At 52.6% G+C, this 21,225-nt stretch carries 20 protein-coding genes and 1 other RNA gene; 11 read left to right on the forward strand and 10 right to left on the reverse strand.

Features of this window, described 5'->3' with window-relative positions; all coding sequences use genetic code 11:
• Positions 1-3: 3 nt before the first annotated feature.
• The 3 genes from AWR27_RS10585 to prmC all read right to left on the reverse strand — a co-directional run bounded on the left by AWR27_RS10585 (position 4) and on the right by prmC (position 2,412).
• The gene (locus tag AWR27_RS10585; RefSeq protein ID WP_077131149.1) at positions 4-978 is read right to left on the reverse strand and encodes an AAA family ATPase; all 975 of its coding nucleotides are present in this window, start codon (positions 976-978) and stop codon (positions 4-6) included.
• 51 nt (positions 979-1,029) lie between these two features.
• On the reverse strand, positions 1,030-1,449 hold the full coding sequence (locus tag AWR27_RS10590; RefSeq protein ID WP_077131150.1) for a four helix bundle protein: 420 nt from the start codon (positions 1,447-1,449) through the stop codon (positions 1,030-1,032).
• A 114-nt stretch (positions 1,450-1,563) separates the two neighbouring features.
• Entirely contained in the window at positions 1,564-2,412 is an 849-nt protein-coding gene (gene prmC, locus AWR27_RS10595) for a peptide chain release factor N(5)-glutamine methyltransferase (RefSeq protein ID WP_077131151.1), read from the reverse strand.
• Between the two features lie 149 nt (positions 2,413-2,561).
• Here prmC and AWR27_RS10600 point away from each other — a divergent pair, with 149 nt between their 5' ends.
• Both AWR27_RS10600 and ribD read left to right on the forward strand, forming a co-directional pair.
• A complete protein-coding gene (locus AWR27_RS10600; RefSeq protein WP_077131152.1) occupies positions 2,562-2,942 on the forward strand; it encodes a hypothetical protein in 381 nt (126 codons plus the stop codon).
• Positions 2,943-3,021: 79 nt separating this feature from the next.
• On the forward strand, positions 3,022-4,083 hold the full coding sequence (ribD, locus tag AWR27_RS10605; RefSeq protein WP_077131153.1) for a bifunctional diaminohydroxyphosphoribosylaminopyrimidine deaminase/5-amino-6-(5-phosphoribosylamino)uracil reductase RibD: 1,062 nt from the start codon (positions 3,022-3,024) through the stop codon (positions 4,081-4,083).
• Here the strand turns inward: ribD and AWR27_RS10610 are convergent.
• Positions 4,056-5,321 (reverse strand): N-acetylglucosamine-6-phosphate deacetylase, encoded by a 1,266-nt coding sequence (locus AWR27_RS10610; protein ID WP_077131154.1) that lies wholly within the window; start codon positions 5,319-5,321, stop codon positions 4,056-4,058. The genes ribD and AWR27_RS10610 overlap by 28 nt on opposite strands.
• A gap of 200 nt (positions 5,322-5,521) precedes the next feature.
• On the opposite strand from AWR27_RS10610, the gene AWR27_RS10615 reads away from it, so the two are divergent.
• Positions 5,522-6,787, forward strand: a complete 1,266-nt coding sequence (locus AWR27_RS10615) for a 3-phosphoshikimate 1-carboxyvinyltransferase (protein ID WP_077131155.1) — start codon at positions 5,522-5,524, stop codon at positions 6,785-6,787.
• Positions 6,788-6,819: 32 nt separating this feature from the next.
• Entirely contained in the window at positions 6,820-7,617 is a 798-nt protein-coding gene (locus AWR27_RS10620) for a phytanoyl-CoA dioxygenase family protein (protein WP_077131156.1), read from the forward strand.
• Positions 7,618-7,806: 189 nt separating this feature from the next.
• Here the strand turns inward: AWR27_RS10620 and AWR27_RS10630 are convergent, their stop codons facing one another.
• The 4 genes from AWR27_RS10630 to AWR27_RS10645 form a co-directional block, all read right to left on the reverse strand.
• Positions 7,807-9,114 (reverse strand): site-specific DNA-methyltransferase, encoded by a 1,308-nt coding sequence (locus AWR27_RS10630; protein ID WP_077131158.1) that lies wholly within the window; start codon positions 9,112-9,114, stop codon positions 7,807-7,809.
• A gap of 11 nt (positions 9,115-9,125) precedes the next feature.
• Entirely contained in the window at positions 9,126-9,998 is an 873-nt protein-coding gene (locus AWR27_RS10635) for a bstEII (protein ID WP_077131159.1), read from the reverse strand.
• 175 nt (positions 9,999-10,173) lie between these two features.
• An RNA gene (gene rnpB / locus AWR27_RS10640) (RNase P RNA component class A) lies at positions 10,174-10,663 on the reverse strand.
• 21 nt (positions 10,664-10,684) lie between these two features.
• Positions 10,685-12,115 (reverse strand): DUF4403 family protein, encoded by a 1,431-nt coding sequence (locus tag AWR27_RS10645; protein ID WP_232326032.1) that lies wholly within the window; start codon positions 12,113-12,115, stop codon positions 10,685-10,687.
• A 172-nt stretch (positions 12,116-12,287) separates the two neighbouring features.
• On the opposite strand from AWR27_RS10645, the gene AWR27_RS10650 reads away from it, so the two are divergent.
• The 3 genes from AWR27_RS10650 (at position 12,288) to AWR27_RS10660 (ending at position 15,262) form a co-directional block, all read left to right on the forward strand.
• Entirely contained in the window at positions 12,288-13,652 is a 1,365-nt protein-coding gene (locus tag AWR27_RS10650) for a TrpB-like pyridoxal phosphate-dependent enzyme (RefSeq protein WP_077133921.1), read from the forward strand.
• 51 nt (positions 13,653-13,703) lie between these two features.
• A complete protein-coding gene (locus AWR27_RS10655; protein WP_077131161.1) occupies positions 13,704-13,931 on the forward strand; it encodes a DUF433 domain-containing protein in 228 nt (75 codons plus the stop codon).
• 185 nt (positions 13,932-14,116) lie between these two features.
• Positions 14,117-15,262 (forward strand): hypothetical protein, encoded by a 1,146-nt coding sequence (locus AWR27_RS10660; RefSeq protein WP_157579191.1) that lies wholly within the window; start codon positions 14,117-14,119, stop codon positions 15,260-15,262.
• A gap of 62 nt (positions 15,263-15,324) precedes the next feature.
• Here AWR27_RS10660 and AWR27_RS25265 read toward each other — a convergent pair whose 3' ends face one another.
• Positions 15,325-15,492 (reverse strand): hypothetical protein, encoded by a 168-nt coding sequence (locus AWR27_RS25265; RefSeq protein ID WP_157579192.1) that lies wholly within the window; start codon positions 15,490-15,492, stop codon positions 15,325-15,327.
• A gap of 105 nt (positions 15,493-15,597) precedes the next feature.
• On the opposite strand from AWR27_RS25265, the gene AWR27_RS10665 reads away from it, so the two are divergent.
• Positions 15,598-16,017 (forward strand): Rpn family recombination-promoting nuclease/putative transposase, encoded by a 420-nt coding sequence (locus AWR27_RS10665; protein ID WP_232326033.1) that lies wholly within the window; start codon positions 15,598-15,600, stop codon positions 16,015-16,017.
• A gap of 75 nt (positions 16,018-16,092) precedes the next feature.
• Here the strand turns inward: AWR27_RS10665 and AWR27_RS10670 are convergent, their stop codons facing one another.
• Positions 16,093-17,148, reverse strand: coding sequence for a Smr/MutS family protein (locus AWR27_RS10670; protein WP_077131163.1), 1,056 nt, complete (start codon positions 17,146-17,148; stop codon positions 16,093-16,095).
• A gap of 188 nt (positions 17,149-17,336) precedes the next feature.
• Here AWR27_RS10670 and AWR27_RS10675 point away from each other — a divergent pair, with 188 nt between their 5' ends.
• From AWR27_RS10675 to AWR27_RS10685, 3 genes are read left to right on the forward strand one after another with little or no spacing between them, the layout of a single operon-like run.
• Positions 17,337-19,439: an HRDC domain-containing protein gene (locus AWR27_RS10675; protein ID WP_083732814.1), complete on the forward strand. Its 2,103-nt coding sequence runs from the start codon at positions 17,337-17,339 to the stop codon at positions 19,437-19,439.
• Between the two features lie 6 nt (positions 19,440-19,445).
• Positions 19,446-20,564, forward strand: a complete 1,119-nt coding sequence (locus AWR27_RS10680; RefSeq protein ID WP_077131164.1) for a trans-sulfuration enzyme family protein — start codon at positions 19,446-19,448, stop codon at positions 20,562-20,564.
• A gap of 49 nt (positions 20,565-20,613) precedes the next feature.
• Positions 20,614-21,213 (forward strand): NAD(P)H-dependent oxidoreductase, encoded by a 600-nt coding sequence (locus AWR27_RS10685; RefSeq protein WP_077131165.1) that lies wholly within the window; start codon positions 20,614-20,616, stop codon positions 21,211-21,213.
• Positions 21,214-21,225 lie beyond the last annotated feature (12 nt).

Here is a 21,225-nt window from a genome sequence, read left to right on the forward strand (position 1 = left end):
ATCTCATCGCCCAATCGCGACTTTGCGAAGAATAGAGTCGATCACCTGCAAGGTCGTAACGCCGTCGGCTTCAGCTTCGTAGTTGAGCATAATACGGTGATTGAACACGTCGGGGGCCACTTCTTTAATATCTTCGGGCAACACATAATCGCGCCGGTCGAAATAGGCCAATGCTTTGGCTGCCAGATTCAGATTGATACTGGCGCGGGGCGACACACCAAACTGAATATAGCGGGCTTCGTCGCGCAGGTTGTACTCCATCGGTCGGCGGGTGGCAAATACGAGTTCAATGATGTAACGTTCGAGCGTTTCCGAAATCGTGATACCGTTGATTTCATTGCGAATGGCAACCAGGTCATCTTTATCCAGAACGGGCCGAACTTCGTAGTCGAAATTCATATTCGACATCCGGCGCATCACCTCCAGTTCATCGTCTTTGCTCAGGTAATCGACAAAAACTTTCATCATAAACCGGTCGACCTGCGCTTCGGGCAGCGGATATGTTCCCTCCTGCTCAACAGGGTTTTGCGTTGCCAGCACTAAAAAAGGCCGATCTAATATAAATGTTTCGTCGCCGATAGTTACCTGCCGTTCCTGCATGGCTTCGAGCAGGGCCGCCTGTACTTTGGCGGGCGACCGATTCACCTCGTCGGCCAGAATCAGATTGGCGAAAATTGGTCCCTGTTTGACTTCAAAGTCGGCGGTTTTCTGGTTGAAAATCATCGTACCGATCAGGTCGGCGGGCAGCAAATCGGGCGTAAACTGAATCCGCTGAAAATCAAGCTCCAGCACCTTCGCCAGCGTATTGATTGTCAGCGTTTTGGCCAGCCCCGGCACCCCTTCGAGCAAGATATGGCCGCCCGTAAAAAGACCAATCAGGAGCCGGTTCAGGAGCCGATCCTGCCCCACCACAACCTGACTCATCTCGGCGAACACATCGCGAATTTTAGTATGATATGTGAATGATGTTGCCTGCATCCTTGCGGAAGTTGTAAGGTTATAAAGTTGTAGGGTTGTAAAGTTGTAAGGCTATCGCTCATCGTCGGTCTTTTCGGCTCCTTTTGAATAACGCCTTCCTTTGTTAGAAGAATTATTTAAATAGAGCAACAACCCGTCAATCATGCGCCCAACCTCCGAAGCCTGAGTATATAGTTCATCAAATACCAAACGGTCGAAACAGCCATTATCCAACGAGCGGTATAACTGCGATTTTACTTCAGTAAGCGATCCCCGAGCAATTCCCAAAAACTGAACGAAGTCTCCCCGACTTCCGCGTCCAAATCCTTCTGCAATGTTATCCATTACAGAGCCACCCGCCCTTCGAATCTGTCGTCTCAAATCATAATCGTCCTGAAACGCCTTGTCGCGGGTAGCCTGATGAATAGCTTTCGATAGTGTTCGGGCCTTTTGCCAGGCTTGCAAATCTTCAAATTGGTTAACGGTAGGCATATAGTTATAGAGTTGTAAAGTTGGATAGTTATAGGGTTGTAATGTTATAGAGTTTGCGCAGGTGCGGGTTCGCTCCCCAACTTTATAACTCTACAACCTTACAACTCTATAACTTCAAAATGTTGCCCGTACACTCCGGTCTTTGCCGTGAATGTCTTTATAGACCTGAATATTGGTGAACCCGCGTTCGGCGAAAACGGCGCGGGTAGCCTCGCCGAAGCGTTCGTTTATTTCAACGTAACAAGCCCCGTTTTTGGTCAGGTATTTCACGCAGAAGTCCGCTACGGCTTTGTAGAATACCAACGGGTCATTGTCTTCAACAAACAAAGCAAGGCCGGGTTCGTAGTCCAGCACGTTGCGGTCCATGTCGGCAGCTTCGGAACGCGTCACGTAAGGCGGGTTGCTCACCACTACGTCGAAAAACTGGCTGAAGCCGGTCGGCACGTTCAGAATGTCCTGAATGGCAAACGTAACGTCGGCGTTAAGGTTATCGGCGTTGTGACGGGCCAGTGCGAGGGCGTTTTCCGAAACGTCCCAGCCCATCACGACCGACTGTGGCAGAAAACGCGCCAGTGTAACGGCGATGCAGCCACTGCCCGTGCCGATGTCTACGATGGGAACATTGTCGGTACGGTCGGCGAAATCGTGCATTATCAACCGCACGAGGTCTTCAGTCTCAGGTCGGGGAATAAGCACGTCGGGCGAGACCTCAAACTCCAGGCCGCAGAAAATGGTAGTGCCGATGACGTGCTGAATGGGTTCCTGCCGATTGAGCCGCTCCAGAACCTTAAACCAGTCGGGTTCAGTACGATTGGGAGGCAGGGGCTTATCGGTCAGCACGTCGGTTTTGCGCAGACCAAAATAATGGTCGAGCAGCATAAAGGCCATTTCGCGGGCTTCTTCGGGCGGATAGGCCGTAATGTTCTTCTGAAGTCGTTCGTATAGAGGTTTGGCGGTAGCCATGCCAGCAGGTTCTTAGTTAGGCGTAAAACTACCAAGATTTCAGTTCTAATGGGTTTCTAATCCATTTCTAACTCCTTTTTCAGACCGCTGCCGGACATTTGTGACATACCAATCAGCAAGCGATTGGGAATACAAACAGACCATAGATCATGAAAACGTCCCTTTTTATAACGACTCTGCTGCTCACGAGCGGTATGGCTCTTGCCCAGAATACCAACGCCCGCTACGATGCTACTTACTCGACGGGCAACTACAAACACGCCAACAAAGCCGCACAGGCCCGCCAGTGGGAACAAAAAAACGGAGCTTCGGTAGTGGCACCCAACGCGCAGGGTGTGGCAACCAACTATAAGCAGCCCAAGCCCGGCGTTGCGCCAGCGGGCGGGGTCGAAGCTCCTGTATACGGCCCGGCTTCCATTGCCAGCCGTAATTACAAAGCCAACCATTCGACTACATCTCAGGCGTCAGAACAGCGCATGGCAAATCGCCCTGGTCGCGACAGCAAAGGAACAACCACCGGCGAGGAATAACCCCTGGAGCCTTGCCTTTACCAGCCAGACGGCCCGGAAATCCTCCGGGTCGTTTTGGTTTTTAACGCAACTTTGCCGCATGAACGAACTCTATATGCGCCGGGCACTCGAACTGGCCGCGCTGGGCCGGGGGCATGTCAGCCCGAACCCAATGGTGGGCTGCGTGATTGTGCATGACGCCACGGAGCGCATCATCGGCGAAGGCTGGCACCAACGCTATGGCGAAGCCCACGCCGAACGCAACGCCATCGCTTCGGTGCGTCCCGACGACCTGCCGCTGTTACCCGAAAGCACGGCATACGTGACGCTCGAACCCTGTTCGCATTTCGGCAAGCAACCGCCCTGCGCCGATTTGCTGGTAGAGAAGCGAATTGGCCGGGTCATTTGCTGCAACGACGACCCGTTTCCGCTGGTGGCGGGCACCGGCTTTGCCAAACTGCGGGCGGCCAACATTCCGGTCGGGGTGGGGTTACTGGCCGACGAAGGGCGGCAACTGAACGCCCGCTTTTTTACGGCAGTCGAGAAAAAGCGGCCTTACCTTATTCTGAAATGGGCCGAAACGGCAGATGGGTTTATTGGAGCTGAAGGCGGTCGGCCCGCGCAAATTAGTGGTGCGTTGGCGCAGCGGCTCGTGCATCGGTGGCGGGCCGAAGAAGACGCGATTATGGTTGGCACCAACACCGCCCGCGCCGATAATCCGCGCCTGAACGTGCGGCTCTGGGCAGGCGGGCGCAACCCTACGCGCATTGTTTTCGACCGAAACCTCTTGCTGCCGCCCAACCTGCACCTCTTCGACGGGTCGCAGCCGACGCTCGTTCTGTACAACGAAACCTACCCCGCCCCTGCAGACGCGCCAAATCTCAACTACATCCCCATTCAATCAACCTCCGTTGCGGCATTCAATCAGTCAATCGGTCAACTGCACGCCCGGCGCATTCAGTCGATATTGGTGGAGGGTGGCACAACGCTGCTTAACGCCTTTATAGACAGCGGCTTATGGGATGAGATGCGTGTGTTTCGTGCGCCGAAGTTGTTGGGCGCAGGTGTAAAAGCCCCAACTGTTCGGGGGCAAATCATAAGCCGCGAACGCATTGGTGACGACGAATTGAGCATTTACAAACCACTCCGCCAAACGCTCTGAACCGCCAGCGATTTAGTTAACCGCACCACATTGGCCGCATAGCCGGGCCGAATGCGCCCAATCTGATCGTGCAACCCAACCACCTCCGCCGGAATCACCGTCGCCATTTGCAACGCGTCGGTTAAGGACAGACCCACTTTTTCGACGCAGACCCGCACACAGTCGAGCAACGTCAGGGCTGATCCAGCTAATTTGCCCTCGTTGTTGACATACCGGCCCGGCGTGGATTCGCCCGGCGTGGATTCGCCCGGCGTGGATTCGCCCGGCGTGGATTCGCCCGGCGTGGATTCGCCCGGCGTGGATTCGCCCGGTTCGTGATGTACGATAAATTCACCTAATGAAAACTCGGCGCGTGGCCCCGGCTGGCCGGGCGAACTGGCAAACAGCGCGTCCGAAATCAGGAATAACCGGCCCGGTTCGTCTTCGCTGCCGTTCAGCAATTTATGGGCGATGCGAATCGTAGCCGGGTCGCAGTGGTAGCCGTCGGCGATGATACTTGCCCGCACGGTCGGATGGTCGAACACGGCTCCAACCACGCCCGGTTCGCGGCTCTCAAACCCGCGCATAGCGTTGTAGAGGTGCGTAGCCAGTGGTACTTGCCCTGAGTTGAAGGCATCCGTCGCCTGCCGGTAGGTTGCGTTCGAGTGGCCCAGCGACAGCCGCGTGTTAGTGTGTTTAAGCGAAACAATTTTCTGAAACTGCTCAGGCGTCAGAATTTCGGGCGCGAGTGTCAGAATCAGAATCACGTCGGCGTTGGTGGCAAACAAGGTTTCAAGTTCACCTTCGGCGGGTGTTCGCACGTAAGCCGCGCTGTGCGCCCCGCGCTTGATTGGGTTAAAATACGGGCCTTCGACATGAATACCCGGCACACCCAGCGGCATCTCGGCCCGTACTGTCTGCACGGCAGCTATGGCCTGCTGCATCACATCGAGCGACGTCGAGTGAATGGTGGGCAGCAGCGTGGTAGTGCCGTTGCGGGCGTGGGTTTCGTAGATATGCCGAACGGTTGCGGGCGTGGGCTGATCGTTCAAAAAAAGTTGCGAACCGCCGTACAGTTGCAGGTCGATCAACCCCGGCACGAGGTAGTCGCCCTCGCAGTCGATCACGTCCGACGACCGGACGAAATCATACACGGGCGCGTTGGTCACTTCGCGAATACGGCCATGCTCGATGCGTACCGACGCGCCGTTCAGCCACGTATCGCCCGTAAAAACAGTAGCGTTGGTTAAGAGAATCATGCCCGAATCTACCCGGAATTTCGTTTTTTGCGAAAGTTTTTTTGGGACGAGTTGTTACACTGAGTTGTTACACAGAGATGCACAGAGGTAATAGAGACACACAGAGGTATCTGCGAATCTCTTTTTTTACTTTGTGCATCTCTGTGTAATAATTCTCTGTGTAATAACTCTCCGTGCAACAACCCGCGCACTATACCATCTTGAACGCCGTTCGATTAACCCCGCCAACCCGCCCCGTTCGGGCTACGATTCCGCTTGCTTCGTCGAAGAGCGAAAGCAACCGCGCCCTGATTATCAACGCCCTGACCGGCTTTGCGGGTGATCTGAAAAACCTCTCGACCGCCCGCGATACGCAGACGATGATTCGGCTGCTAAAAGCAGAAGACCCGGTTGCCGATGTACTCGATGCCGGTACGACGATGCGGTTTCTGACGGCCTACTTTGCCGTAACAGGCCAGCGCAAAACCATGACCGGCACCCCGCGCATGTGTGAGCGACCCATCGGAATCCTGACCGATGCGCTGCGCTCGCTCGGTGCCGATATTACGCACCTCAACCAGGATGGCTATCCGCCCCTGCAACTGAACGGTTTTTCGTATTCAGGGAACAATCAACTGAGCATCCGGGGCGACGTGAGCAGCCAGTACATTTCGGCCCTGCTGATGATTGCCCCTACCCTGCCCGATGGGTTGGTACTGAACCTGACCGGTGCTATCGGCTCGCGGCCTTATATCGAAATGACCATCGAACAGATGCGCCACTTCGGAGCCGACGTTACCGCCGACTGGGGTGCACGGAGTATCCACGTTTCGCCAAAACCCTACATACCAACGAGTTATACCATCGAATCTGATTGGTCGGGCGCGAGTTACTGGTACAGTGTGGTGGCCCTCTCACCCGATGCTGACACCGAAATTGAGTTGCTGGGTCTGAAAGCGCGGTCGTTGCAGGGCGACAGTGCCATTGCTGACATCATGCGTCCACTGGGCGTAGAAAGCACGTTTACTGAAACAGGTGTGCGTCTGACCAAACGACCGGCCCAGCCTGCCCTGTCGTGGGATTTTACCGACTGCCCCGACCTGGCCCAGACCGTAGCCGTGTGTGCGGCCATGACCGGCACCGCCCTGACGCTGACGGGCATCGAAAGTCTGAAAATTAAAGAAACCGACCGCGTACTGGCCCTGCAAACCGAGTTGCAAAAAATTGGCGCGGAGCTGGTGGAGGTAATTCCGAACACTGAATATCGAATAACGAACCATTTATCACTCATCGCTCATCACTCATCACTCATCACTACCTACGACGATCACCGGATGGCGATGGCGTTTGCGCCGGTAGCCATGCAGCGCGAAATTTTGATTGAGGAGCCGGGCGTAGTAGCAAAATCATATCCGAGCTTCTGGGACGATATGGCCCGGATTGTTCGGGTCGAAACCATCACTGATGGCACAAAACATCTGGCTTAGAACGTTACGTAAAGAAACCACAGCATAGCATCATGACACGCCGGGAAGAGTTTCAGCAACAGGGTTTTCTGATCGTTCGTAACGTGTTTACCCCCGACGAAGTGGCGCAGCTTCGGCAGGCCGCCTACCGCCACCGCGACGAACAGCAGCAGCGCGGCTTAGTGACGCAGGTAAAACAGGCATCGTCGGTGAAGGGCGATTTGCTGAGCAAAGACGGCCTCGGCTGGGTTATTTACGACCCGCGCATTGTTGCCATCGCCACCGAAATTCTCGGTGATACGCCTACCTATTTTGGCGACAGCACCTATCAGATTGGCACTGGCACTCGCGGCTTCCACCGCGATAACCTCGACCGCAACCAATACGGACAGGGTGCCGACTGGGACGACAGCTACCGCATGATTCGGTTTGGGGTGTATTTGCAGAACCACGACACCTACAGCGGGGGCATCCGGTTCAAAGCCGCCAGCAACCGGCAGAACGATGGCTCCGACGTGTTTGCTGATACCCGCGCAGGCGACGTGGTGCTGTGGGATTTGCGAACCCTGCACAGCGGCAACGCCCGCCGACTCAAAGGTTTGACGAATCTTCCGCTACACGTTGGCTTAGAAAATCGCCTGCCTGCCCTCCTGTTTCGCGAACAGCAGGGCGAGCGCGTCTCGCTCTTTTTCAGCTATGGCGTAGCAAACCACCACCTTGACCGCTACGTGCGCGAACACATGGTGAAACGCATGGCCGAGAACGTGCGACTGTCTGACTACACACCCGAAACGTTAGAGAAAGCCGCACAAAACCACGTTAACGTACTGGACGTGAAGGAGCGGTTATGAGTTGATTCTTTTGTATTATATTTGACTACATCAAACCGAAGCAGGCATGACTCCATTCGACACAGATACAGCCCTGGTTGATGGCTATTATAAGCTTCTTGCCAACCTCAGCGCGGCTGATAAACTTGATTTGATTTCTAAACTGACACAATCGGTAAAGACCGATTTAACGGCTAAAGAGCAGCGATTTTATAACGCTTTCGGTGCCTGGAGTTCAGATGAAAGTGCCGAATCGTTAATCGAAGTTATTAAATTCTCTAAAACATCATCAAATGAACTTTCTAAACCTGTTGGTATGTAAAAAGAGAAGTTATTTATCACGTTGTGGCCGTTGCTGTTCCGTTTTGGATTTACAGAACCGCCGTATAGCCCATCAAATAAGTCAGCATTTTTTTTAGAAGATTTCTGTACGTAGTCGCCCATCGGCTTTGACCCATACTTAAATCTGTTCAGAATAGTTCTGATCGCGGTTTCGCTGCAATCGACCCCGATCCATCTGCGTCCTAACTCAGATGCTACAGTAAGGGTCGTCCCTGATCCAGCGAAACAATCTAAAACTAAGTCGCCCTCGTTACTTGACGCTTCGATAATACGCTTCAAAATGAGTGGATTTTTCTCTGTTGGATAGCCTGTGATGACGGTATTTTGGTTGGCGGCATCTATACAATCCAACCAAATGTCCTGAATGGGAATTCCCCCATTAGCGTCCCAATAGACCTTGCGCCGAGGGTTGCCATTGGCCGACCAATAAATTTCTCCGCGAGCATCAAATTCGTCTAACTTTTCTGGAGTGTATTGCCAATGTTTTCCCGGCGGGGGCATCATACCACGCCATTCAGTACCAGTGCTACCGTTTCGCACACCTGGAGCGTGAATAGGTACTTTTTTGTACCGGCGACCCTTCTCATCAACGCACTGATACTCTTTAAGCATCTTTTCGTCCGTCCATTCCGCTAAGGGGCGGTTCCAAATTGGATTTACTGATTTGGAATAGTACAGAATATAGTCTGATATATTACCGAACGTCTTTTTTGTATAATTCTTAGGGCGACATTTTTGGCGGGTAATCATACCCCGAAAATTTCCCCTCCCAAAAATATCGTCCATTAAGACTTTGACATGAAAAACCATGTTTGCGTCCAAATGCACGAAAATAGAACCTTCTTCCGATAGTAATTCACGCATTAATTGGAGCCTATCACCCATGAAGGAAACATAGTCGTCTCCCTGCAATAAATCGGTATAAGCATCCTCTTGCTGCCGCGTCTGAAATATTGTATTCGTGCTATACGGTGGGTCAATATAGATCAAACTCACTTTTTCACGAATGCTTTCATCTGCAACTAAGTCACGCAGAACGGAAAGATTTTCACCATAAAACAATCTGTTACTATGGTCGGATCTGTTCGACCAAACGGGATAAAAATCGTCTGGTAAAAATGTTTCTACCGAAGCCGCTTCTTTTGCCCAAAACGTTTTTGAAATGCCTGTTGCCATTATTTTTCTACCTACGAATAAAGCCACTCCCGTGTAATGCGATCTTGAACCATTCGCAGAGTAGCAACCATAATACGCCCTTTCCAACTGGATTCCAGTTTAGTATAGTCGTTCCACATGCTACCGAGTAGAAGCCCCGGCCCATCGTTGATGAAAATAACTTTTGTGTTCAAACCATATTGACGAGCATAAGCCGCAAATTCGTTAGCACAGTTTGCATAACCACCTGTGCGGTCATCCTCTTGTGCGCCACCACGGTCACTATCATATCGAGCCAGCCCAATAGCCAGAATATGGTCTTGCTCTTTTATTACAAAATCAATAGGCCGGTCTTGATTAGGGTAATCTGAAAATACTTCCTTCATCAGAATATCACGTCCAGCACGTTTTGGGCCGATAACGGTCAATTCTGGATGAATCTCTTTCAACAAAGAAAACATCTTTTCTGTGAGATCATATCCTTTTTTGCCCCGGTCCTTATATTCCCAAAGGATAGCGCAAATGGCCTCATCTGGAATGGGCCTTGAACTATATCGAGCCTGCACAACATTGATGGGCCTAAATCCATCGCCAAACCGCTCTACGATCAATTGTGCCTGAGTTTTCTTTTTCAACATTTCGACGGGTGTTTCGGGACTGACATACTTCCGAAATACTCGTGAAAGCTGAATACGCATCCACTGTTCCTTGATAGATGCAATATTTAGGAAAAAACTTTTGGAACTCTCAGACTCGCGCAGAATCTGTCCGAACAATACCAAAACAGGTTTATAAAGCTCACAAGCATCAAACAGAATATCAGGATAATACTCTCCACTGGCTAATGTTATCCAGTTATGGGCATCATCTTTATACTCCCCAAAAGAATTGGGTAACGTTGTCATCTAAATGGTAATTGCTGAGGTTAAAAACGGCAAGATAATCTAAAAACCATACTTTTGGGCGAAGATTTTTATGTTTAGGCTGTAGCCATGTCTTGCCCACTCAATAACGGGTATTATGTAGGAGACTGGGCAAACTAAACAGTATTTATCTTGCTTTCACTGTAAAAATTCCCAAAGCCAACCCAAACCTATAAGCCGGGTTCTGTCCTCCGTTGCCTGTGCGGCCCAACCGGATGGCTTATCATTTATCTGGGATGCCGGTCACCCGAACACCTCGTTCGACCTACCCGCATCGGTGTTGGCCCTTACAGGCCGCTGGCGACGAGCAGCCGCACGTCCGATGCTTATTTGGTCTTTCAGCCCCTAAGGGTTGCCGTGCCCCACTGGTCGCCCATTGAGCGGTAGGCTCTTACCCCACCGGTTCGCCCTTACCCTTTTTTAGTGATGAGTGATGAACGATAAGTGATGAGTATATTGCGTCAGCCACTCATCACTTATCGTTCATCACTCATCACTAAAAAAGGGCGGTATATTTTCTGTTGCCCTGTCTGTCAGCCGGTCGTTCCCAACCGGCTGCCTTCCCGTTAGGAAGTAGGGTGCTCTGCGCTGCCCGGACTTTCCTCATCCCGCACAAGCGTGCAGAACGCGATAAGCCAGTTTGGATTAGTTTTGGGAACACAAAGATACTACAATCCTTCCACCTTCACATCCACGCGTCCTCTGGCGTTTACGACGGCAAGCAGGGCGGTGGGCGTCAGATAAACCTGGTCGGGCCGGATTTCGTCGATGCGCCCGTTGATAGTCACGCCTTTAACGGGGCGGTTATTGGTGAGTTGCTGTTGTAGCAGTTTCTGCATGTCTGCAATATAGCTGCCAACCGGAATCGTCAGATTTTTTTCGAGCGTTCGCGTAAACGTACCCTGCAAGAGCCAGTTTGCCGAGCGTTGCAGGATGTTTTTGGTGTCGAGGTCGTATTTCAGGTCTTTGAGCGAGATAGTCTGCGTTTCAGCGTCGTAGTAGGGCCGACCGCGCAGGTAGATGTCGCCGTTAATGGTGCCGCTCAGACCCGCTTTGATAATCAGCGCATCGTTTTGGCCGTACAAACCCATGCTCGTAATGGTCACGCTGTAGGTGTCGTTGCTGAAGTTGAAGGTTTTACCAACAAACTCCTCAGCGGCCAATCTGGCGGCTTCTTCGTAGCTGGCTTCGCTGAGCAGACCAATCTGAAAATCGTCTTTGATTTGCGGCACTACCGTCAGGTCGGGCAACGACACGGCGGGTCGCACGTCGGGTTTGGCTCCGGTGGTGGTGAGCGTAAACGCTTCAATACCAATGGTTGACCGAATCACGCGCCCCTCAAACCGCAGCGGTGTGATAAGAATGCGTTTTGGCACAATCTGCAAGTACGTCCGGTATTTTTCGGAGAGCAGATAGGGCGTTCGGAGCGTATTCCAGGCTTGCAGCACGGGCGTTTTCAGGTCCACTTCCCGGCGCACCTGCTGATCGAGCGTTTTGGTAATACTGCCCATGTTTTTATCAATCATCCGGGCCACGAGGCTGGTAATCGGGACATTCAGCCCAATCACGCTGACCGTTGGCCGACGTACCCAGCCGTAACCGTCGGCAGTCGTCTGCGTCTGCACCGACCAGTCACGGTCGAGGTCGAACCGGGTTTTAAAACGCAGGTCTATCTCGAACTCAGTTTCTTTATACTGCATGAACCCCAGCACCGACACGCCCGCTTTCGCCCAAATCCGCAAGGGTACGGTAAACTGAAACAGGCTGTCTTCAGCACTGACCAGGATGGTGCCGCGCTTCCAGACCTTCGTCATGAAGTTATCATTGTTATTGTCTGTCAGGCTGTTGTCTTCGTAAATCAGGCCGTTGACCTGCGCGTTGATTTGCCGTTCTACGTCGCTCAGAGCGATGGATACGGGAATGTGGACGGTTGATAGAAAGCGGTCGTTGCGGACTTCCATAGCGGTGGTGGTATAGGATTCTTTAGGAGCTTTCGGGTCGATGCGATTGGTGGAGGTACAGCCTATGAAGTTGTAACACAGAGATACACAGAGGAGACACAGAGATACACGGAGTTTGTTGATGAAGTAGCGGCTCATTTTGGGGAAATAGTTCTTGCGGATTATAACGCGGATTTGCTCGGATTACGTCGGCGAAAAATCTGCATATAAATCTGAGCAAATCCGCGAGAAATAAATCGGTAGCTGGCTGATTGTGCAAAAGTAAATCGGGTTCATGGCAAACTTTTGCTATAGCAAAAAATTACCCATCATGGCACAAAAGAAAATAAACCTGCCCGAATCCGACATTCCCGAAAGCTGGTACAACATCGTGGCCGACATGCCCAATAAGCCGCTGCCACCGCTCCACCCCGGCACCCACGAACCCATCGGCCCGGAGATGCTGGCCCCGCTGTTTCCGATGGAACTGATTAAACAGGAAGTCACGTCCGATACGTGGGTGCCAATCCCCGACGAAGTGCGTGAAGTCTATAAAATCTGGCGACCCACGCCTATGTTCCGGGCCTACGGGCTGGAAAAATTGTTGGACACGCCCGCCAAAATCTATTATAAATACGAGGGTGTTAGCCCCGCCGGGTCGCACAAGCCCAACACGGCTGTGCCACAGGCGTACTATAACAAACAGGCTGGTGTTAAGCGTATTACGACCGAAACCGGCGCGGGGCAATGGGGCAGCGCGCTGAGTTTTGCGTGCCAGTTGTTCGGTATCGAGTGCGAGGTGTATATGGTGCGGGCGAGCTACGATGGCAAACCCTACCGCAAAATCATGATGAACACCTGGGGAGCTACGGTCTATCCATCGCCGTCGGAGCGCACGGCGGCTGGTCGGCAGATTCTGAGTCAGAACCCCCACTCGCCGGGCAGTTTAGGCATCGCCATCTCCGAAGCGGTTGAACTGGCGATGCAGGACGACGACACGAAATACGCTCTCGGGTCGGTGCTGAACCACGTGCTGATGCACCAAACTGTAATCGGTCTGGAAGCGATTAAACAACTCGAACTGGCGGGCGACTTTCCCGACATTGTAGTAGCTCCGTTCGGGGGCGGCTCCAACTTCGCGGGCATTGCGTTCCCGTTCCTGCGCCACAACCTGACCGAAGGCAAACAGGTGCGCTGCATTGCCGCCGAACCGGCCTCCTGCCCCAAACTGACGCGGGGCGTGTTCCGCTACGACCTCGGCGACACCATCGGCATGACGCCCCTGCTGCCAATGTACACGCTGGGCCACAACTTCATTCCAGCACCCATCCACGCGGGCGGGCTGCGCTACCACGGTGCGGGGGCCATTGTGAGTCAGTTGCTGAAAGACGGGCTGATTGAAGCGCAGGCGTTTAAACAATTGGAGTGTTTTGAAGCCGGGATTCAGTTTGCCCGCTCGGAGGGCATCATTCCCGCGCCCGAAGCCACCCACGCCATCGCGACGGTGATTCGCGAAGCCAAACAGGCGAAGGAAGAAGGCAAAGCCAAAACCATCCTGTTCAACCTCTGCGGTCACGGCCACTTCGACATGGGAGCTTACGAGCAGTATCTGAGCGGCAAACTCGTTGAACACGAAGTTACTGCCGAAGAAATCCGCGAGTCGCTGGCCGAGTTGAACACCCCGGAGATTGCGTAGACACAGATAATGGCCGGGTTTTGGTATCTCTGGTAAAAGACGCTCATACAGATGAATACGTACAGCAACTACATCAGCCTGAACCCGGCCATCCGTTTCGGAAAACCCCGTATAAAAGGTACTCGCATTACCGGGCAGGACATCCTGAACTGGCTGGCATCGGGTATGACAAACGAAGAGATTCTGGAAGACTTCCCGGAACTAACACTTGAGCATATCCGGGCAGGACTGGCCTTTGCCGCTGACAGCGAACGGCGTACCCGGCTGATTGCCGCCTGATGAATGCAAGCTTTTTAACCAGCACTACTGATGAACCCTGAACACCACACCACCGCCCTCGTTAAAGCCAACTCCTCCCCCGCCTTAGCCCGCACTACCGTTTAATTAATTCACGCTTTCGGCTGTTGCAGGCGTGTTGCAAATCCCGTTTTTTTGCTCTGTTGATTGACTTTGTCTAAGCCAAAATGATGCAGACGCTTAATATCAACCCACTGATTTTGAACGAATTGATATTAAGTGGTTTTGCGTACAATGATTTGTTGGGTGCTCGTCTATGCAGGGCTTCAAAGTTCAGCATCCGGGCGACAAGGGAGCCGCCCCAGCAGGCAGTTTGGGGCTCGTTAGGCGGTTTCTGTCGACACCAGAAACGCCCCGGTTTGCCACTTTGTAGCAAAAAAGCAGGAAAATCATTAAACCAGTTCATGATGAGAAACCATACCAATACCATAAAATCCATCATTATAACTATTGGATTTATAGTCGTATTATTAAAACCTAAAGTCGCGATAGCCCAATGCAGGAATTTTACTTTAAAAGAGCTGGAAAAATTTAGCACTATAGATCCAAATATAGATGCAGTATTCAGAGAGGCAGGTTATAAGCTTGTGACGACCAGCAAAAAAAACATGGTTGGATGGTGTGGTAAGGATGAAGGATCAATGGGGATAATTGTACCATTAGTTGGAAACCCCAAAGTGGCACTGATGAATGTTTCCCATAGTTACTTGGACGAACTTAGCACACAAATGGCAGAAAGAAACTACAGAAGATTGGGTGGCAGTTCAGGTGTATATTTCTATGCCAATGATAGATTTAAAATTTCCGAACTGATAATCTCTAAAGAGAAGAAACTTTACAGAATAAGTATTCAATACAATTTGTCAACTGCACAACCAGATTCTAAAAATTCATTCTATACATTTATTGCAGGTTTTCGTGAATATGTAGAGGTTTCCAACCAAATCATTAAAAATGATTTAAGTTCTGTTTACTCTAGTTATTCTGCAAAGATTCCTAATAAAGTTGATGAACTTTCGGAAAGTGATTTTTACACCATCGCAACAAATGTACTTGGCTCTGTTTGGTTTGATAATTTGTATGACATAAAGCTACTTATCAAGAAAGGCGTTAATCCTACAACTGGTAAGGAGGAGCTTACAGACCGGGCCAAGCTAGCTATTATAGCCTTGAATGAGATTCGTCCGAGGGGCATCTCCATTGTGAGGTTTGTTCAAATGATTCAAGAAATTGCGGACCAAACCGCGAGCGTCCGTGCTAAATTTAGAGAAGAACGCCTTAAAGAGGATGGTAATAAAGCGGAGGGCAATTAGTGGCATATACACATATATTGCGAGTTGGCGGGCGACAGGCAGCAGGCCGCGAGGTAAGTCGTTCAGCCCAACCAAACGGGTGTGTAAAGGTCGTAGGTACGTGCGTTCGGTGGAGTTTTGCGCCCACCATCAACACCCGTTGGCGTTGGGTGCAAGTCCATAAAGTGCTTCCATTTTCGGGTTTCGGTCGACAGGCCCCACGTCCCGCATGGGCAAATTTGGGCTTCCATTTCGGGGTTCTGTGCGACAATTTAAACGCCCCGATTGGCTAGGCTAAAAGGTAGGCCAGCGTCTCGCTTTTGAGGAGCGAAGCCGGTGAAATCATTGACAGCCAAATGTCGTTTATTATCGTAGAGCTCGCTAAATTTACCAAGCAGGTAGCTGAGATAGAGACCGATTTAGAAAAACTGGTTTATACGATGAAGACGCTCCATACGACCAAACCCACGCAGTACCCGGCCTTCTGGAATGAGGAGTGGCTACGCCGGGCCATTGACGAGTTGGATACGCGAAAAATGACTCCTGAAGAACGGGCTTATTTTGCCCGTGTGACAGCCGCCAATGCTGAAGCGGTCAAGGCAGAAAAGCAGAAAATTCGGGAGGCTGTAGAGCAGAATGAGGTTGCAATAAAAACTGAGGCTGTTGCTAAAGCTATAAAGCGGGGCAAACTAACAATTGAGGAAATCGCCGAAGACAGCGGAGTTAGCGTTGATTTTGTGCTTGAAATTCAGCGAAGCCTTACCAGTAACTCGTAAGGCAGGCTCCCGGCGACAGGCAGCACGTCCTGGAAGCATCAGAATAACAACCTCTTTGCCCACTTCCCTATAACCCTACTTAATCGTCACTTTCGTGGCTCCGTAGCCAAACTTCTGCTTCTGGGCATCCTCGAAAAACCGAACATTGGGGTGCTGACCAAGCCGTTTGTGCAACTCCTGTCGCAACGCCCCGCTGCCAACGCCGTGAATGAACGTGATGTCGCTCATGCCACTGGCAATGGCGTTCTCCAACGCTTTCTCGAATGTGTCGAGTTGTACTTTGAGCAGGTCGGCGGGGGTGCGCTGACGCAGATCGCCGGGCAATAACGCTTCGATGTGCAAATCAACGACCGACGAAGGCCGCTCAACCGAAATCGGCGACACATCGGATTTGGGTTTGAGCATTTCGGCTTTCAGTTCGTCGGGGCGGATGGGCTGCGGGCGGGTTTGGGCTGCGCGGTTGCTGGTTGGCACCGGCTGCACGTTGCCTTCTACGTTGTCGGCGTCTAACTGCGTCAGGAAACCGGGCTGGTTCAGGATTGGCACCGTTACCTTTTCCTTGAAGAACGAAGCCGCCCGCGCCCGGAAGCGTTTCACAAATGGCGGTCGCAGGTTCGACTTGCCGGGCCGAAACCACAAGCCCTGCACCACAAACGTAGGCCAGTTCTCGAAGGTAGCGTGGGTGTAGTGGTCGTTTAGTTTCTGCTGCGATTTGGCTTTCAACACGCCACTGTGCAGCCCCCGAAACTGAACCCCACCCGTTGGTGCGGCAGATTCTTCGCCAATCGTGTACGGAAACTCCCAGTCGGTATTGTTCACTACATGCAGCGAATATTCGCGGTCGTTGACGGACACGAAGCCGAGGTAAATGCCCTGATTGGCAAGTATTTGTCCCGGTGTGGATGCACCTGTGGTCGTATTTCCCGGCGTAGTGGTTTTCTGGGGCGCGTAGGCGTCGGTCTTCAGCAGCCGCTCGGCTTCGAGGGGCGATACAACGACCAATTCCGACCGCATCACCGGAATACGGAATCCGTCTTCAATTTCAATCTCGACTATGTTGCCCGGCAAAAACCGCGACACCACGCCCTGTTCTTTCGCCCGCAGCATACGGACTCTATCGCCAATGTTCATATCGTTTGGGTTGTGACACAGATTAGTTGTGACACAGAGATGCACAGAGAAGACACGGAGACACACGGAGATGTTTGTTGATACTTAAAATTTCTCTGTGTCTTCTCTGTGCATCTCTGTGTCCCAAAAATTTTAGTTTTCAAATTTACATACAATAACTTTGCTGATTCCAACTATCCCGTAACGCCATGCCCGAACCCGTTAATGAAAAACTCGAACTGGCCCATCAGTTTGTTCTGCATACCAACCGAAACGTATTTCTGACGGGGAAAGCCGGAACGGGCAAAACCACCTTTCTGCATCAGGTTAAGCAACTGAGTGCCAAGCGGCTGGCGGTGGTGGCTCCAACGGGCGTAGCGGCTATCAACGCGGGGGGCGTTACCATTCATTCACTGTTTCAGTTGCCGTTTGGGCCGCTTGCACCGGGCGTAGTGCAGCGCGAAGGTCGCAAGTTTACCCGCGAAAAAATCAATCTCCTTCGCACCCTCGACCTGCTTGTCATCGACGAAATCAGTATGGTCCGGGCCGACGTACTCGATGGTATCGATGAGGTGTTGCGCCGGTATCGACCTGGCTCACAGCCATTTGGCGGAGTGCAGTTGCTCCTTATCGGCGATATGCAGCAGTTGCCGCCCGTAATTCGCGACGAAGAATGGGCCTTGCTGCGCGACCACTACGATACGGGTTATTTTTTTGGCAGCCGGGCGTTGCAGCGGGTTCCGTATGTGGCTATTGAACTGACGCATATCTACCGGCAATCGGATACGCGCTTTATCGACCTGCTCAACGGCATCCGCGAGAAGACCGTGACGCGGGCGCAGTTGGAGGAACTTAACGAACGCTACATCCCCGATTTTCAGCCCAGCGACGATGAAGGCTACATCACGCTCTCGACGCACAACACAACAGTGCTGCAAATCAACAGTCAGAAGTTGAGCGCATTACGCACGAAGCTGCGAAAATTCAAGGCTACCATCGAAGGTGATTTCCCGGCCCACGCCTACCCTACCGAAGCCGAACTCGAACTAAAAATTGGGGCGCAGGTGATGTTTATCAAGAACGACATTTCGCGCGACAAACTCTACTACAACGGTAAAATCGGGCGCATCGTTGACATTGACGACGACCTGATTACGGTGAAAAGTGGCGACGAACACATTGAGGTTTCGCCCGTTGACTGGACCAATATTCGCTATACAATCAACCCGGCCACGAAAGAAATCAAAGGCGAACCCATCGGCACGTTCCGGCAAATACCGCTCAAATTAGCCTGGGCCATTACCATCCATAAAAGTCAGGGCCTGACGTTCGAGCGGGCCATCATCGACGCGTCGGCGGCTTTCGCGCACGGGCAGGTGTATGTGGCCCTCAGCCGCTGCAAAACCCTCAACGGCCTGGTGCTGCGAACACCCATTCCGTCGCACAGCATTAAGACGGAGCAGACGCTCGAAGAATTTCACGAACAGGTGCAGCAGCAAACCCCCACCGAACAACACCTGTACGACGCCAAACGCACCAATCAGGAAGAGTTGCTGCGCGAACTGGTTTCGTTCGAGCGGGCGTCGTCGCTGCTCTACCGCTGTCGGCGGGTAGCCAACGAACATGCTGCCGCCCTGCCCGACGATCTGCTGCCACTCCTCGGCCAACTTACTGATTTACTGCGCGATAAAGCCCGCGACATTACCCAGCGGTTTGAGCAGCAACTGCCCCACTACTTCGCACAATCTGCCCTGCCCGAAGCGAACACGGCGTTGCAGGAGCGCATCCGAAAGGCCGCATCCTATTTTCAAACCTTGCTGGCCGATGAGTTGCTGCCGCTGTTGCGCGGTTGTCCTACCACCTGCGACAACAAGCAGATTCGGGAGAGCCTGCTCGAAGCGATGGACGAATTAGAGAAAGAGTTGTTCAGCAAGTTGCGTAGTTTCGAGAGCAGCCGAGAGGGGTTTATAGCCCTGTCGTATTTACAGGCCCGCAACCGCGCCGAACTCGATTTTAAACCCGAACGCAAGAAGCTTGAGCCGCCCGCCAAACAGGCTTCTGCTGGCGGGAAAGACCTGTATTATGAACTAATCCGGTGGCGCAACAACCTCGCTGGCGAGAACGATATGGAAGGCTATCGCGTATTGCCGCACAAGACAATCAGCGAGTTAGCCAACCAACAACCTGCCAGCATGGCCGAGTTGCTGAAGGTAAAAGGTTTCGGCAAAACCAAAGCCAAACAGTTTGGCGAAGATGTCTTAGCGATCATTCGGGAACACACCGGGCGCGCAGCGGGTTCTACAGCCAAATAGCTGCCTATGCATTTCGATACGCTCGCTCTCCGCGCCACGCACCAGCCCGACTCAGTCACCGGGGCTGTTGTGTCGCCGATTCATCTGTCTACAACATTCGCCCGCGACGAGCACCACAACTTGCCGGGGCCGTACATCTATACCCGCGCCAACAACCCGAACCGAGAAGCGTTGGAACAGGCATTGGCGACGCTCGAAGGCGGGGCTGTGGGCATGGCATTTGCGTCGGGGCAGGCCGCTACGATGGCCCTTTTTCAGGCGCTGCGGCCCGGCGACCACGTGCTGCTCGGCACCGATGCCTACTACGGCACGCCCGCCCTGCTCGAACAGGTGTTTCACCCGTGGGGATTAACGTATACCCGCGTCGATATGCGCGATTTGGACGCCGTACAGGCATCGCTGCACGAGAACACGCGTATCGTCTGGTGCGAAACGCCGGGTAATCCGATGCTGACCATTACCGATTTGCTGACCGTTTCGCGGCTGGCTCACGAAGCCGGTGCTATTACTGTTTGTGATAATACGTGGGCCACGCCCGTGCTACAACGCCCGCTCGATCTGAACTGCGACGTAGTGCTGCATTCAACGACCAAATACATCAGCGGCCACAGCGACATGCTGGGCGGGGCGCTGGTTTTCAAACGTGACAATGACTTTACGCAGCGTGTACGCGCCATTCAGAGCTTGTCGGGGGGCGTACCATCGCCGTTCGATTGCTGGCTGGCGAGCCGGGGCTTGAAAACATTAGGCGTCAGGATGCGGGCGCAAATGGCTACGGCACAGGCGGTTGCGGAGTTTTTAAACGGCCATCCAGCCATTGAGCAGGTACATTACCCCGGTCTGAAAACCCACCCCGACTACGCGCTGATTCAGCAGCAGATGAACGAGCCGGGAGCCATGCTGTCGGTGCAGGTAAAGGGCGATGCTGCCGATGCCATCCGGTTTATTTCTAAACTACACATCTTCACGCGGGCCACGAGTCTGGGCGGAGTCGAAAGCCTGATCGAACACCGGGCGAGCGTAGAAGGGCCGAACACGAAGACGCCCCAGAACCTGCTCCGGCTCTCGATTGGCCTCGAACACGCCGAAGATTTGATTTCCGATTTGGCGCGGGCGTTGGGCTGAGAAACTTTACCCATATACCCTTAGTTACTATGCCATACTGTACTTGTAAATGAATATCCTTCTGATTTCCACCTCGTCGCGCAAAAACAGCAATACATTGCGCTTTGTCAACTACCTGAACCGGCTGTTTGCCGAAAATGGCACTCACGATATTTCAGTCATCAACTACGAGCAATACGATCTGCCATTTTCGGGACAGGGCTACGTGAAGCGCGAAACCCTGACGCCCTTCCAGCACGAACTCGTGAGCGCGTGGGAAGCCGCCGATTTGGTAGTTTTCGCGATGCCCGAATACAACTGGACGGCCCCACCGCAGGCTACCAACACCATTCACCAGCTCGGCGGTCCGGCTTTTAAGAATCTGTTCGAGAACAAAGTGTTCGCGATGGCCGGCACCTCGAACGGGCGTGGCGGTCGGCAACCGGCCCTCGACATGACGACGGTGGTGAACAAGATTATCAGCTTCACCAACAGCTACTCCATCATCTCGCCCAAACTTTACGAATCGCACGAGACGGATAAAAATTTGGATGAAACCGGGCAGTTTGTAGGTCATGAGGTATACGAACGCACGGCCCGCGCGTTTGTGCAGTACACGCTAAATGTGGCCCAACGCTGGTTGCAGGGGAGTTTGGAAGAAGCAAAATAACACCCGCTTACG

Origin of the sequence: Spirosoma montaniterrae, from assembly GCF_001988955.1 — a bacterium.
Lineage (GTDB): Bacteria > Bacteroidota > Bacteroidia > Cytophagales > Spirosomataceae > Spirosoma > Spirosoma montaniterrae.